Raw genomic sequence first — 14,093 nt, 5'->3', positions numbered from 1 at the left:
GCCGCCGACGCGGTGGTGCTGTGCACCGGCGGCTACGGCAACGTCTTCTACCTCTCGACCAACGCCAAGGCCTCGAACGTCACGGCGGCGTTTCGCTGCTACAAGCGCGGGGCCGGCTTCGCGAACCCCTGCTTCACGCAGATTCACCCGACCTGCATCCCGCAGCGCGGTCAGTACCAGTCGAAGCTCACGCTCATGTCGGAGTCGTTGCGCAACGACGGCCGCGTCTGGGTGCCGCGCAACCCCGGCAACGCCGAGACCGACCCGGCGAAGATCCCCGAGTCGCAGCGCTACTACTACCTCGAGGAGCGCTACCCGAGCTTCGGCAACCTGGTGCCGCGCGACGTGGCTTCGCGCGCTGCCAAGAAGGTCTGCGACGACGGGCTCGGCGTGGGGCCCGAGGTGCTCGGCCAGCGCAACGCGGTCTATCTCGACTTCGGCGACTCGATCCGACGGCTTGGCAAGCCCGCGATCGAGGAGCGCTACGGCAACCTCTTCGAGATGTACGAGCGCATCACGGCGGTGAGTCCGTACGTCGCGCCGATGCAGATCTACCCCGCGGTCCACTACACCATGGGTGGCCTGTGGGTGGACTACAACCTCATGAGCACGATCCCCGGCCTGCACGTGCTCGGCGAGGCCAACTTCTCCGACCACGGCGCCAACCGCCTCGGCGCCAGCGCGCTGATGCAGGGCCTCGCCGACGGCTACTTCGTGATCCCGTACACGCTCGGCCACTACCTCGCGACGGGGCACCGCGGCAAGGTCACCGCCGACGATCCCGCCTTCAAGCAGGCCGAGCAGGAATGCCGGGCACGGACGGACAAGCTGCTGTCGCTCAAGGGCAAGCGCCCGGTCGACGACCTCCACCGCGAGCTCGGCCGCATCATGTGGGACCACTGCGGCATGGGCCGCACCGCCGAAGGGCTGCAGCAGGCGCTGAAGCTCATCCCCGAGCTGCGCGAGCGCTTCTGGCACGAGGCTGCGGTGCCCGGCAGCGCATCGGAGCTGAACCCGTGGCTCGAGCACGCGGGCCGCGTCGCCGACTTCCTCGAGTTCGGCGAGCTGATGTGCCGCGACGCGCTCGAGCGCGACGAGTCCTGCGGCGGCCACTTCCGCGAGGAACACCAGAACGCCGAGGGCGAGGCGGAGCGCGACGACGAACGCTTCTGCCACGCGGCGGTCTGGGAGTATCAGGGCGACGATCGCCCGGCGCTGCGGCACACCGAGCCGCTGGCCTTCGAGAACGTCAAGCTTTCGACCCGGAGCTACAAGTAGTGCGCGTTCGACTCAAGATCTGGCGGCAGAGCGGACCCAACGACACGAGCGCGGGCCTGCGGGACTACGAGCTCGAGGCCGACGAACACATGTCGTTGTTGGAGACGCTCGACTTGCTCAATGCCGGCCTCATCCGCAAGGGTGAGCTGCCGGTGGCGTTCGAACACGACTGTCGCGAGGGCATCTGCGGCGCGTGCTCGTTGGTCGTCAACGGGGTGCCCCATGGGCCCCGCGCGGCCACGACCACGTGTCAGATCCACATGCGCGAGTTCAAGTCGGGCGAGACCATCACGCTCGAGCCGTTCCGTGCGCGCTCGTTCCCGGTCATCAAGGACCTCGTGGTCGATCGCTCGTCGTTCGATCGGGTGATGGCGGCGGGCGGCTATGTGTCGGTGCGAACCGGTGCGGCGCCCGACGCCAACGCGATGCCGATCGGCAAGCACACCGCGGAGAAGGCCTTCGACTACGCGGCCTGCATCGGCTGCGGTGCGTGCGTGGCCGCGTGCCCGAACGCCAGCGCGATGCTGTTCGTGGGCGCCAAGGTCTCGCACCTGTCGCTGCTGCCGCAGGGCAAGGTCGAGCGATCGAACCGCGTCAGCCGCATGGTCGAGCGCATGGACGCCGAGGGCTTCGGCGGCTGCACCAACCACGGCGAGTGCGAAGCGGTGTGCCCCAAGTCGATCAAGCTCGACGCCATCGCGACGCTCAACCGCGAGCTCATGCGCGCGGCCGTCGTCGACGACTAACGCCGCGTCGCGATCGCGGCCTCGAGCGCGTCGGCGACCCCGGCGTGCTCGACGTCGGGGACGACCAGGCGCGCGACCGCCTTGACCTCGGGCACCGCGTTGGCCATCGCGACCGGGAAACCGGCTTCTTGCAGCGCGCGCAGGTCGTTCATCGCGTCGCCCACGACCATCACCTGCTCGCGCGAGAGCCCCAGCGCCCCAGCCACGGCCCGCACGCCGACGTGCTTCGAGATGCCGGCGCCGGTGAGGTTCACGAACACGGTGTCGGGCATCAGCGGCGAGGTCGACGGCACCACCTCGAGGCCGTCCCGTGGCTCGGCCATGACCTCGTCGAGCGCATCGGTGGGCAACAGCCACTGCGCGCGGACGATCGGCTGCGTGAGGCTGGCAAAGGCGCGGGTGCGGAACTCGATGCCCAGCAGGTCCGCGTGGGCACGCGTGCGCGGAACATCCTGCTCGACCGCGTGCTCGTCGTCGGCGTAGAGCTCGAGCGCGCGTCCGGTCGCCGCGGCGCGGGCGACGAGCCGCGCGACCGCCTCGGGCGGCAGTGGTGAGGAGCGGCGGCCGTCGCCGCCCAGCTGGATCACGCTCGCGCCGTTCTGGAACACGTGCCACCCCTCGGGGTCGAGCTGCTCGGCCCAGCGTCGCGCGATGCCGAAGCCGGGGCGCCCGGTGTTGATCGCGAGTCGGATGCCGCACGCGCGCGCGCGCGCGGCCGCATCCCACACTCGCGGCGCGATCTCGCCGTCGTTGCCGATCAAGGTGCCGTCGACGTCGATGCAGACCAGTCCGATCACGGGCTTGCTCATACGACAACTTCGGCGGCGCGCGCCAGGGCGACCGCGCGGCGCGGCTTCAGGCCGTGGACGGCGGGTCGCCGCCGTCAGGCCGCAGCGAGCGTTGCAGCGCGCGCAGCTCGGGGGCAGCGCCGGGGCTGTCCGCGGTCGGGTCGTCGTCGGCGCCGCCGTGCGTCCCGAGCAGCTCGCGCAGCCGCTCGCGCGCGCGGAAGAGGCGGCTCTTCACGGTGCCCGCGGGCACCTCGAGCACCTGGCCGATCTCGCCGACGGCCATGCCCTCCCAGTAGTGCAGCTCGAGGATGATCTGCAGGTCGAGCGGCAGCGCGTTCAAGGCATCGAGCACGACGCGCTCCTCCTGGCGCATCGCGACCACACGGCTGGGGGTGCCACCGGCGTCGAGCACCGACTCGAGCATCGGATCGAAGCGCGCGGCCTCGCGTCGGCTGCGGCGGAAGTGATAGATGAGCTGGCGGCGCGCGATGCCGAAGAGGTACGCGCGGAAGTTCAGGTCCTCGTCGATGCGATCGACCGCCTCGGTGCAGCCGAGGAAGGTGCGCTGGATCAGCTCGTCGACGTGCTCGGGGGCCTTTGCGCGCAGAAACCCGAAGATGGCGTCGAAGTGACGCCGCACCAGCAGGTCACCCGCGAGCGCGTCACCGTCGCGCCAGGCGAGCAGCAGATCGTGGTCGGTAGGCTCGGCGGCGATCACGGGCGGGTCTCCGCGAGCACCGCGAGGTCGTTGCCCTCGACCACCGCCGCGAGGTCGGCGCGCAGCTCCGGATCGTCGACCGCGAGCTCGGCCAGCGCCAGCTCGGCGAGCGCGTGGGCGCGCTGGTGCTCGCCGGCGTCGGCGAGCGCCCGTGCGAACGCGAGTCGATCGAGCCCGACCTGCGCCTCGGCGCGACCCCACACGGCGATCGCGATCGCGATCGCGTGGTCGAAGTCCTCCTGCGCGGCCGCCACCTGTCCGCTGCGTGCCCGCGCGCGGGCACGGTTCAGGCGGCAGCGGCCGTACTCCTGGTGATCGGGCCCCAGCGTGGCCTCGAACAGCGCCAGCGCCTCGTCGAACAGCGGCAGCGCGGCGTCGTCGCGGCCGTCGGCGACCTCGACGTTGGCCGCGCCCGTGAGCAGGCCGGCCAGCAGCGGATCGCGCTCCATGCCACGGGCCCGCACGATCGCCAACGCGCGGCCGTAGCTACCCCGCGCATCGTCGAGCGCGCCGGTGCGTCGCTGCGCGACCCCGAGGTTGGCCAGCGTGGTCGCGAGCATGGGGTGGGCGGGGCCGAGCAATCGCTCGCGCAGCGCGACCACGGCCTGCAGGTGATCCCGTGCGGCCTCGTCGTCCCCCCGCGCGAGCTCGACGGCCGCGAGGTTGTTCAGCGCCATCGCGACGCGGGGATGCTCGTGACCGTAGCTGCCTTCGAACAGCACGAGCGCGCGCTGCAGGTGCTCCTCGGCCGCGCTCAGATCGCCGATGCTGCGCTCGATGTCGCCGAGGTTGTTGAGCAGCATCCCGAGGTCACCATCGGAGGGGCGCAGGTCGGCCCGGTGGCGTGCGACCGCCTCTGCAGCTGCCGCTCGCGCCTCCGTGAGCCGGCCGCCGAGCGCGAGCGCGGAGGCCAGCACCGAGGGCAGCCGCGAGGGGTCGTCGCTGCCACCGGCGCGTTCGTCGTCGAGCGTGGCGCGCTCGGCCCACGCGAGCGCCTCGTCGAGGCGACGACGGCGGTTGCCCTCGACGAACACCAGCATCGCGGCCGCCTTGCCGGCCACGACGTCGTGACGACACGCGAGTGCCGATGCGTGCGCGCGCTCGAGGGTGTCGCTCGCCGTCGGATAATCGCCGATGCCTTCCTGCGCGCTGCCCAGCTGTAGCAGCGCCTCGGCGATCACCGGCTCGAAGCCAGTGGCCGTAGCGGTCACGGCCGCAGTCTCGGCGAGCGCGCGGGCCTCGTGCACGCGGCCGCTCGAAGCCACCGCCTTTGCGGTCGCGAGCTCGCTGCGCGCCGCGGCCACCCGGCCGGCGAGCGCCGGGGCTGGCTCGGGCGCCTGCTCGGGCTGCAGCAGCGCGCAGCCCTGCGGCGCCGGCAGGGCGTCGAGTGCGTCGAGTGCGACGGCGGGCGCGCGGCCGCCGGGCTGCGACAACACCTCGATCACCGCGAGCGCCTGTCGTCGGTGCTCTCGCAGGCAGCTGCTGCGTCGATCGAAGGCGGTAGTGTCGAGCGCCGCGTCGCAGGTGCGCGCCGCAACCTCGTGCCACTGGGCATCGAAGCGATCGATGCGTGTCCAGACCCGCGCGAGCGCGGGGTCGTCGACCTCGGTGCCGAGTGCCCCGGCAATCGCGGTGCGGGCCGCACCCGCCGCGGGCGCGAGCGGGGACGCCTGCGCGAGCGTGCAGGTCCGTGGGCGCGAGGACGCGGCCACCACCACGAGCCCTGCGATCGCGACGCTGGCCGCGGCGAGAGGCAGCCAGGGGTGCGCGCGCGCAGGTGCCAGCGCGCGCAGGAGTGCTTCCATGTCGTGGAAGCGATGCGACGGATCGACCGCGAGTCCGCGGCGCAGCGCTGCGAGCACGCGGGCGGGCACCGCGGTGCCGCGCGGCGTCGCGGGCGGACCACGGTGCTTCGCGCGCGCCACGGCCGCGAGCGTCGGCGCGACGAACGGTCGACCGCCGAGCAGCGCCTCCCACAGAGCCACGCAGAACGCGTACTGATCGCTGCGCGCGTCGGCCTCGCGACCGGCGTGCTGCTCGGGGGCCATGTACGCCGGGGTCCCGACCAAGCTGCCATCGCTGGTGCGGTGGCTGTCGAGCTCGTCGAGGTCGTCGCGGGGCGCCGTGGTCGCGCGCTCTTGCTGTGTGCGCGCGAGACCGAAGTCGATCACGCGCACGCGGCCGTCGCGGCCGACGATCGCGTTGGCCGGCTTGAAGTCGCGGTGCACCACGCCGGCGCGATGGGCCGCGGCCAGGCCCGCACCCGCGGCGCAGAAGACCTCGAGCACCGTGCGCCACGACCTCGGGGTCGACAGCCACGCCCGCAGATCCTCGCCCTCGACGTACTCGAGCACGAGGAAGCCGACGCGGGCGCCATCCTGGGCGGGCAGCGTGCCGACGTCGTAGATCGCGAGCACGTTGGGGTGGGGCGCTCGAGCCAGCGCCTCGGCCTCGCGCAGCAAGCGATGGCGGCGCGCCGCGCTGCCCTCGTGCGCGCCGGGGTCCTCGCGCAGCAGCTTGATCGCGACCGGTCGATCGAGGCGCGGATCGTGGCCGAGGTAGACGATGCCGCCGCCACCCGCACCGAGCGTGCGCTCGATCGTGTAGCGCTCGAGCGTCGGGTGCATCGCGCCGCCGAACAGACGCGCACGCAGGCGGGCCAACGCCGCGACGCCCTCGCCGCGCTCCGCCTGCGGCCGCGCGGCCAAGAGGCGCGCGAGCTCGGGCGCGTCGAGCGGCGGTGGACTGTCCACGCGATCATGGTAGCGCGGTCGCAGGGGCGCTTTGCGGCACCGCGCGCCGCAGCGCCTTCGCGCCGCAGTGGACTAGAAGCGCCCCGCGACCATGACGCCCGCCTGCCCGCGTCCGCCGTAGGGCGACACCTGCACCCGCTGCTCGCTCGCGTGCCGCTTGTAGGTGCTGCCGTAGGCCAGCATCGCGGCGCCGGCCGACACCATGGCGAACGAGCTCCAGTTCCACATGGTCCAGCCGGCGTAGGCGCGGCGGAGACAGCGATCGCCCGCGAGCGGGTCGCCGCCATCGATCTCTTTGTCGAGGCAGCGCTTGCCCATCGTGAAGGCCAGCGCGACGCTACTGATCACGCCGACGGCCCCGACGCCCAGCACCGCACCGCCGGCCCCCATGATCGCACCGAGCTTGCGCTGCTTGCCGGTGCCGGCGTCCTTCCACGCGTGGTAGCGCGCCAGCATCACGCCCGCGCCAGGGGCCACACCGACGTTGGCGAGGTTGAGCGACCACTGTCCGGCGGCGAGCCCGAGGTCGGTCTTGAAGGAGTAGGTGCACGCGACCGGCATCTTGGGATCGAGCGGACAGTCCTTCGCGAGCTTGGCGTTGCGCGCGATGGTGAGCGCCAGCGACGTGCCCGCGAGCAGGCCCGTGGCGGTGAGCAGCCCGGTGCCGCGGTACTTCGGCTGCGCGGGTGCGGGCTGGTCGACCGGTGCGCTCGCACTCGCTGCGGTGGCCGGTGCGGGGTCGGAGGCGATCAAGGACAGGACGACGACGACGGCAGGGGACATCGTCGAGGCCTTAGCGCCACCGTGCCGACCGGTTCACGGATCGCGGTCGATTGCATCATCGTCGGCGTCGCGGCCGTCGCTGCGGCCCTTCGTGGGTCGGGTCGCGGGCGATCAGGCGCCGCCGCAGACCTGCGCCACACCGGCGCCGTCGCACGGATCGGCGTCGCCGCCCTGGAGCTGCTGACACGGCACCATGCTCATGCACGCGTAGTACTCCTCGATCGCCGAGCCACACTGACCACCGCTCATCGCGGCGTACATCAGGTCGCCGGCGCAGTACTGCGCGATCTCCTGCGCGTACTGCATCGCGGCGGGGATGCACTCGAGGTAGTGATCGACGAAGGCGTAGCACTCGGGCGGCAGATCGCCCCCGCCGTAGCTGCCACCGTACGAGCCGCCATAGCTGCCGCCGTAGCTGCCACCGTAGGTCATGCCGTAGGTCATGCCGTAGGTCATGCCGCTGGCCCCGGTCGCGCTCGCTCCGGTCGCGCTGGCCCCGGTCGCACTGGCCCCGGTCGCGCTGGCGCCGGTCGTGTTCGAGGTATTGCTGGCGCCGGTGGCCGAGCTCGCGCCGCCGTCGCCGGTGCTCTCGTCGCCGCCGTCGGTGTCGTCCGAGCCGTCGTCGCCGGCGCTCGCCGAGCCCTGCCCCGTGGTGAAGTACGGATAGCTGCCGCCCGCTGGCTCGGCCCCGGTGGTGCAGCCCGCTGCGATCGGCAGCGCGCCGAGCGAGAGCAGCAGCGCGAGATCGGGTCGAGGCGCGCGGGGGAACGGATGCTTGTCGCTCGGGATCACGGGTGCTGGTCTCCGCCCTGGGCGCGACACCGCCCACCGGCACCCGAGGTGCCCGTGGTCGCCGCCCAAGCGGTAGTGCCGTGTGCGGCCCCCGAGGTTCCAGCGAAGCGTCAGGCCAGGCCGTCGAGCGGCTGCGTGCCCTCGTCGCCGTAGGTGCTGACGTCGACGCCCAGGCCCTCCAGCACGGCGAGGAACAGGTTCGCGAGCGGCGCGGCGTCGAACTGCACGTGACGACCCGGCGTGATCGCGCCGCCCAGTCGACCGGCGAGGAGAATCGGCATGTCACGGTGCGAGTGCGTGTTGCCGTCTTCGATCTCGCTGCCGAAGAACACCACCGAGTTGTCGAGCAGCGTCCCGTCGCCCTCCGGCGAGTCCTTCATCGCCTGCAGCAGGTACGCGAGCCGCGAAATCTCCCAGGTGTCGATCAGCGTGAGCTTGTCGTAGTTCTCCTGCAGACCGCCGTGGTGCGAGATGTTGTGGTGGCCGCCGCCGGCCCCGATGTCGCCGAAGTCGCGGTTGCTGCCGCCGTTGTCCATCATGAAGGTCAACACGCGCGTGCGATCGCACTGCATGGCCTTGACCATGATGTCGCTCATCAGCTCGACGTGCTGCTGGTAGTTCGAGAACGACAGATCGAAGGTGCCGAGCTCGCACTGCGGCATCGTGCTCTCCGATTGCACCCGCAGCTCGAGGTCGCGCACCGAGTCGAGGTACTCCTGCAGCTTGATGCGGTCGCGGGTGCCGAGCTTGGCGTGCAGCGCCTGGGCGCTCGAGGTCGCGTGGTCGAGCACGCTCAGCCGTCGGCTCTTGATGCGCGCCAGCTCGGCCGCGCTGGCGCCCGGGTCGAAGCCCGAGAACAGCAGGTTGAACGCGGTCGCCGGGTCGGTCAGCTTGGGGATCGGGGTGTTACCGACCCACGCGATGTTGCGCATGTACGCGCAGCTGTAGCCGCTGTCGCAGTTGCCGACGTTGCCACCCGACTCGGTGCCGAGCTGCAGCGAGGCCATCGAGGTCTGCTGCCCGATGTGCTGCGCATAGAGCTGGTCGATGGTCGTGGTGTTGGTGATGTCGGTCTCCGACAGGTTCACCACCGAGCAGCTGAGGAACGCACCCGTGCCGCGCGCGTGGTCACCCGCGGCCGGGAACTCGCCGGCGCGGTTGTCGACGCCGGAGACCACCAGCACGTCGTCGCGCAGGGCCTCGAGCGGCTGCAGGATCGGCGTCATCGCGTAGTCGCTGCCGACCGTGGACGGCGTCCAGCGCTGCATGTGGATGCCGCACGGCACGTAGACCGCGACGAAGCGCAGCGGCGTCTCGCCGGCCGCACGGGCATCGGGCTCCATCGCCTCGAGCCACGGTAGGCCGATCATCACGGCCGCGCCGCTGCCGAGGAACGCGCGTCGCGACAGCGCAGGGCGCTTGGTGAAGCGGGTCGTGTTCATGGGGCCTCCTGCGGCTGGCGCATGCGGAAGATGTCACTGGTGGCGATGGCGAGCGCGAGGTCCTCGAGGGCGAAGCCACCCTCCTCGGCATTCGCGAGGATCTCGTCGATGTAGGGCGCATCGGCGTCGCCCATGCCGCGGCCCAGCGCGTAGGTGGCTGCGTGTTGCACGGTGCACCGCGTGAAGTCGTCGCGGGTGGAGAGCAGCGTCACCATCTCGAGGCCGTCCTGGAAGGTGGTGCCGTCGGGCAGGTTGCCGCTGGCATCGACCGGCTTGCCGCCATCGCTGGTGCGGTAGGCCCCGATCGGATCGTAGTGCTCGAGCCCGAGACCGAGCGGATCGATGAGGTTGTGGCAGCCCGCGCACGAGGGGTTCTTGCGGTGCTCCTCGAGCTGCTCGCGCACACTCGCGTCGGGCAGCGGCTCGGCCGGCACCGGCGAAACATTGGGCGGTGGTGGCGGCGGCGGTGCACACAGCAGCTGCTCGAGCACCCACTTGCCGCGCTTGACCGGCGAGGACGTCTGCGGGTGGCTGAGCACGGTCATCAGGCCCGCCATCGTGAGGATGCCGCGGCGGTTGGCGCCCGCGAGGCTGACCGGCGAGAAGCCGGTGCCGGCCGGTGCCGGCACGCCGTAGAGCCCAGCCAGCCGCGCGTCGACGAAGCTCTCCTCGGCGGTGAGCAGCTCGCGGAGGCTGCGACGCTCGGTCACGAAGGAGCGGAAGAACAGCTCCATCTCCGTGCGCATCGCGACGTTGAGCTCGGGGTCGTAGTCCGGGAACAGCAGCGCGTCCTTGACGATGTCGGGCTGGACCGCGCGGATGTAGAGCCACTGGCCGGCAAAGTTGGCCATCAGCGCCTCGGCGCGCTCGTCGTCGATCATGCGCACGACCTGCTCGGCCATGACCTCGGGGTCGCCCAGCGTGCCGGCCTCGGCGACCGCGAACAACTCGTCGTCGGGCATGCTGCTCCACAGGAAGTACGACAGGCGCGACGCGAGCTCGTAGTCGTCGACCGGGTGGGGCGTGGTCGACTCGGGATCGGGATCGATCTCGACGCGGAACACGAAGTAGGGCGAGAGCAGCACCGCCTTGAGCGCGTGGCGGAGGGCATCTTCGAAGCCGTCGCCCTCGTCGAGCGCCGACTGCGTCAGTGCGACCAGCTCGTCGAGCTCGCCGGGCGCGAGCGGTCGACGCCATGCCCGCGGCGCGAACGCGGCCAGGATCTCGCGGGCGCAGGTGGCCTCGCTGCCGGCCACCGGCTCGCACGTGAGCAGCTTGGCGCGCACGTCGGTCGCACCACCGGGGCCGCCGGGGGCCTCGAGCTCGATCCAGTCGACCGCGAGGTTGCGATCGGCGCTCGTGGCCATGTCGTAGTAGTCGTTGGTGAAGCCGGCCGAGATGCTGCGGGTGCCGGCGTCGAGCGTGACCGCGAACTCGTACACGCCGGGGGCGTCGACGGTGGCCGCGACCGCTGTGGTGCCGTGGGCGACGCCGTCGACGGTGAGCTCGAGCTCGGCGTCCTCGGGGCCAGCGGCCTGCTGCCACGCGCGCACACGCACGGTGTAGTCGCCGGCGGTCGCGACCTCGAACGGCAGCGTGACCGTGCCGGTGGTGCTGAGCAGCCAGGCGTCGCCGAGCGTCGAGCCGCCGGTGGCGGTGCCGCCCTCGGCCTCGCCGCGCACGGTCTCGCCGCCGCCGGTCGAGGTGAACGCGGCATCGAGCACGCCGTCGACCGCACGCTCGTACAGGTCGAACAGCAGCGAGGTGACGCTGAGGACGTCGGCGATGTTGTCGAAGCCGAAGCTGTGATCGTCGGCGGGGAAGTTCTCGGCCGGCGACACGTCGAGACCCCAGAACAGGTCGCGCATGGTGTTGTCGTACTCGGCGCGGTTGAGTCGGTGCAGCGTGACGCGCCCGGGGTCCTGCGCCTCGGCGCCGCCTCCGGTCGAGTCGCCGTCGCTGCCACCGGCCTCCGCGGCGCCGGTGAGTCCCGTGCTGCCGCCCTCGGCTTGCCCATCGGCTCGGCCCTCGCCGACGCCGGTGTAGCAACCCGACGCGAGCGCCAGCGCTCCCATGATCACGACGGCTCGCGTGTTACGTTGCATCCCCACTCCCAGCTCGCACCATCGCAGCCCGCGACGTCGCCGGCAATCGGTCGTTGCGTGGCATGCAGCACCCTTCGTACGGCGCGTGCCGATGTTGGATTCGTGAGTCGGCTGCACTACGCAGACGGCACTTCGTCAGTGCGAGGTCGCGCGCTCGGGGCGGACGCGGGGGTTGCGATCGTGCACGAGCGTGCACGTCGACGCCCGCTCCCCGGGCCGACGCCGAGATCGCGTCCGCGAAGGGGGTTCGCGGGACCGTGGGCCGCGCTCGTCGGCGGGCCGCCGTCGTGACCGGCCCAGACGCGCGGGTGTCAGTCGTGCAACAGCAGGAACTCCTCGACGGTGCCATCGGGCCGCCGGTACATCAGCGCCTTGACGGTGCGATCGGCGAACACCAGCCGCAGGTGCGTGACCTCGAGGCCGCCGCGCTCGCGCGCTCGGTCGGCCTCGATGCGCACGGGCGTGCCGAGCTCGCGCAAGCGCCCCGCGGCCGCACGCACGCGCGCGGGGTCGTAGTAGGCCGACAGCTCGCTCGACAGCCGCGTGCGATCGAGGGTGCCGCGCTGCAGCTGGGCGAACAGCTGCCCCGCGACCTCGACCGCACCGGGGCCGGCGACGATCGGCACCTGCTCGGGCACCGCGAGCATCATCGCGACCAGCTCCGCGTGCAGGTCGCCCACGCTGCTGCCCTCGGTGTTGGCCAACAAGACCACGGCGGTGCCGGTCCGCGGGATCACGGTGTTGTAGGCGACGAAGCCGCTGACCGCACCCGAGTGGCTCCACAGCTCGTCGCCGGACTGTCGCCGCACGCCGAGCCCGCAGCCGTAGTCGGTGCTACGACCGTCGGCGAGGGTGCGCGCGGTCGTCAGCTTCGCGCGGGCGTCGGGTGGCACGACGGTGCCGGCCAGCAGGCCCAGGTCCCAGCGCACGAGGTCGCTCGCAGTGGCCCAGATGCCGCCGGCCGCATCGATCCAGCCGCTGGCTTCGCGCGGGGTCGGGCTCGGCTCGCCGAGTGCGAAGCGGGTGTGGCCGGTGGCCAGTCCCGCGGTCTGCGGCGCGGGCTCGAAGTGGCTGTGGTCCATGTGCAGCGGCGCGAACACGTGGGTGCGCAGCCACGGCCCCAGCGGCGTGCCGCCGACCTGCTCGATGACCCGACCGAGCACGAGGAACCCGGTGTTGCTGTACGACCACCGCGTGCGTGGCTCGAAGTCCAGCGGCGCGGTCGCGTAGCGCTGGATGACCGCCGCCGGGGTGGTCGGCGTGCGCATGCGCTGGTCGAGGAAGTCCAGCGGGTAGAAATCACGATAGCCCGACAGGTGGGCGCCGAGATCGTCGAGCGTGATGTCGCTGGCGCGCGTGAGCTCGGGTTGGTACTTCGCCACCGGATCGGTGAGCGCGAGCTTGCCGTCGTGCTCGAGCATCGCGGCGGCGGCACACACGAACTGCTTGGTGATCGAGCCGATCGCGAACGCGGTGTCGTCGCTGAGCTTCGCACCGCCGACGCGCGCGCGGCCGTAGCTGCGCGAGAACACCAGCTCGCCGCCGCGGGCGATGGCAAGCTGCACGCCGACCAGCCCGCGCTGCTGCAGCTGCGCCGCCATCCACGCGTCGACCGCGGCGGCGTCGAAGGCGACCGGCAGGTGCGGCGTCACGGCGACGACCGGTGGCCGCGGGGGCGCCGGCCCGCGCGAGCACGCCGTCGTGCTGCACAGCGCGGTCGCGACGAGCCAACCCGGAAGGCGCATGCGAAGCATGACCCGCGCCCGACCCGATCAGTGTCGACGACGACGACGCAGCCACGCGAGCAAGCCGAGCAGTGCGGCTGCCGGGGCCGGCGTGCCGCCGTCGCTGCGGCAGCTGCAGCCGCTGGTGTCGCCGTCACTCGGTGCCATCGCAGCGCCGCTGCTCTCGCTCCCGCTGCCGCCGCTGGTGGTCGCCGCCGCGGTGGTCTCGCCGCCGCCGTCCGAGCTGCCCGCGCCGCCCTCGCTGCCGACCGGACCGCCGCTGCTGCCGGCGCTGCCCTCCGTGCCGCCCGAGTCGGCGCCGCCGCCTTCGCTGCCGCCGCTGCTGCTGCCGCCCGCACCGGTCGGCGTCGGCGGCTCGTAGATGCCGCCGGCCTCCACCACGGTCACGACCATGCGGACGTCGGTCGGGGTGTAGAGCGCCGCGACCTCGTCACCGACGTTGTCGGCCGACGGCTTGCCGTTCATCGTGTCCTTGAGGATGCAGGCGATCTGGTTCACGCCCTGCGTCCAGTCGACGTACTCGCCCGGCGGCGACCAGAAGCCGTCGAAGGGCGTCTCCCACTCGTACGTGCCGATCTCGGTGTACGTCGGCGATTGGTACGTGCAGGCATACGTCGGCGTGGCTTCGAAGCAGACCTGGAACTTGGTCTCCTGTGCGGTCGGCTTGGTCTGCACCTCGAGGTAGACCCACACCGAGCCGCCGGTATAGTCGACCGGGCTGGTCCAGTCCTGCGGTGTGCCGGCCTGCGGCTCCACGCGGAAGTGCGAGTCGGGGAGGTCGGGCGAGTGCGTCCAGGTCTGGTCGAGCACCACGACTTGATCGGCGTGGGCCTCGGTCGCGAACCCCAGCGCAGCGATGGCGATGAGGCGTGCAGCATGGCGTCGCAGCGGTCGGAGGTTCCCCACGACGACGATGGTAGCGGTGATTCGTCGACCACAGGGG

The 14,093-nt window shown here is 72.0% G+C and carries 10 protein-coding genes; 1 reads left to right on the top strand and 9 read right to left on the bottom strand.

Going from position 1 to position 14,093, the window contains the following annotated elements; translation table 11 throughout:
* The first annotated feature begins 806 nt into the window (after positions 1-806).
* Entirely contained in the window at positions 807-2,024 is a 1,218-nt protein-coding gene (locus IPH07_11630) for a succinate dehydrogenase/fumarate reductase iron-sulfur subunit (protein MBK6918042.1), read from the top strand.
* Here IPH07_11630 and IPH07_11625 read toward each other — a convergent pair.
* The 9 genes from IPH07_11625 to IPH07_11585 form a co-directional block, all read right to left on the bottom strand.
* Positions 2,021-2,821 carry an HAD-IIB family hydrolase gene (locus IPH07_11625; GenBank protein ID MBK6918041.1) on the bottom strand — a complete coding sequence of 267 codons (801 nt, stop codon included), beginning with the start codon at positions 2,819-2,821 and terminating at the stop codon, positions 2,021-2,023. The genes IPH07_11630 and IPH07_11625 overlap by 4 nt on opposite strands.
* A 58-nt stretch (positions 2,822-2,879) precedes the next feature.
* A complete protein-coding gene (locus IPH07_11620) occupies positions 2,880-3,530 on the bottom strand; it encodes a sigma-70 family RNA polymerase sigma factor (protein MBK6918040.1) in 651 nt (216 codons plus the stop codon).
* Positions 3,527-6,283, bottom strand: a complete 2,757-nt coding sequence (locus IPH07_11615) for a serine/threonine protein kinase (protein MBK6918039.1) — start codon at positions 6,281-6,283, stop codon at positions 3,527-3,529. The genes IPH07_11620 and IPH07_11615 overlap by 4 nt, the downstream gene beginning before the upstream one ends.
* 72 nt (positions 6,284-6,355) lie before the next feature.
* Positions 6,356-7,066: a hypothetical protein gene (locus tag IPH07_11610; GenBank protein ID MBK6918038.1), complete on the bottom strand. Its 711-nt coding sequence runs from the start codon at positions 7,064-7,066 to the stop codon at positions 6,356-6,358.
* Between the two features lie 111 nt (positions 7,067-7,177).
* Positions 7,178-7,858, bottom strand: a complete 681-nt coding sequence (locus tag IPH07_11605) for a hypothetical protein (protein MBK6918037.1) — start codon at positions 7,856-7,858, stop codon at positions 7,178-7,180.
* Positions 7,859-7,968: 110 nt separating this feature from the next.
* Entirely contained in the window at positions 7,969-9,300 is a 1,332-nt protein-coding gene (locus IPH07_11600) for a DUF1552 domain-containing protein (GenBank protein MBK6918036.1), read from the bottom strand.
* Positions 9,297-11,405, bottom strand: a complete 2,109-nt coding sequence (locus tag IPH07_11595; GenBank protein MBK6918035.1) for a DUF1592 domain-containing protein — start codon at positions 11,403-11,405, stop codon at positions 9,297-9,299. The genes IPH07_11600 and IPH07_11595 overlap by 4 nt, the downstream gene beginning before the upstream one ends.
* Positions 11,406-11,716: 311 nt before the next feature.
* The gene (locus IPH07_11590) at positions 11,717-13,150 is read right to left on the bottom strand and encodes a beta-lactamase family protein (GenBank protein MBK6918034.1); all 1,434 of its coding nucleotides are present in this window, start codon (positions 13,148-13,150) and stop codon (positions 11,717-11,719) included.
* 27 nt (positions 13,151-13,177) lie between these two features.
* On the bottom strand, positions 13,178-14,056 hold the full coding sequence (locus IPH07_11585; GenBank protein MBK6918033.1) for a hypothetical protein: 879 nt from the start codon (positions 14,054-14,056) through the stop codon (positions 13,178-13,180).
* Between the last annotated feature and the right edge of the window lie 37 nt (positions 14,057-14,093).

The organism is Deltaproteobacteria bacterium, from assembly GCA_016709225.1.
Classification (GTDB): Bacteria; Myxococcota_A; Polyangia; order Nannocystales; family Nannocystaceae; genus Xiheibacterium; species Xiheibacterium phototrophicum.
This window is presented reverse-complemented; position numbering and strand designations above follow the sequence as displayed.

What these genes read in the sequence shown, in the direction of transcription:
- IPH07_11630 (MBK6918042.1), top strand. Translation starts at nt 807, where the DNA reads ATGCCGGGCACGGACGGACAAGCTGCTGTCGCTCAAGGGCAAGCGCCC.
- IPH07_11610 (MBK6918038.1), bottom strand. Translation starts at nt 7,066, where the DNA reads ATGTCCCCTGCCGTCGTCGTCGTCCTGTCCTTGATCGCCTCCGACCCC.
- IPH07_11600 (MBK6918036.1), bottom strand. Translation starts at nt 9,300, where the DNA reads ATGAACACGACCCGCTTCACCAAGCGCCCTGCGCTGTCGCGACGCGCG.
- IPH07_11595 (MBK6918035.1), bottom strand. Translation starts at nt 11,405, where the DNA reads ATGCAACGTAACACGCGAGCCGTCGTGATCATGGGAGCGCTGGCGCTC.
- IPH07_11590 (MBK6918034.1), bottom strand. Translation starts at nt 13,150, where the DNA reads ATGCGCCTTCCGGGTTGGCTCGTCGCGACCGCGCTGTGCAGCACGACG.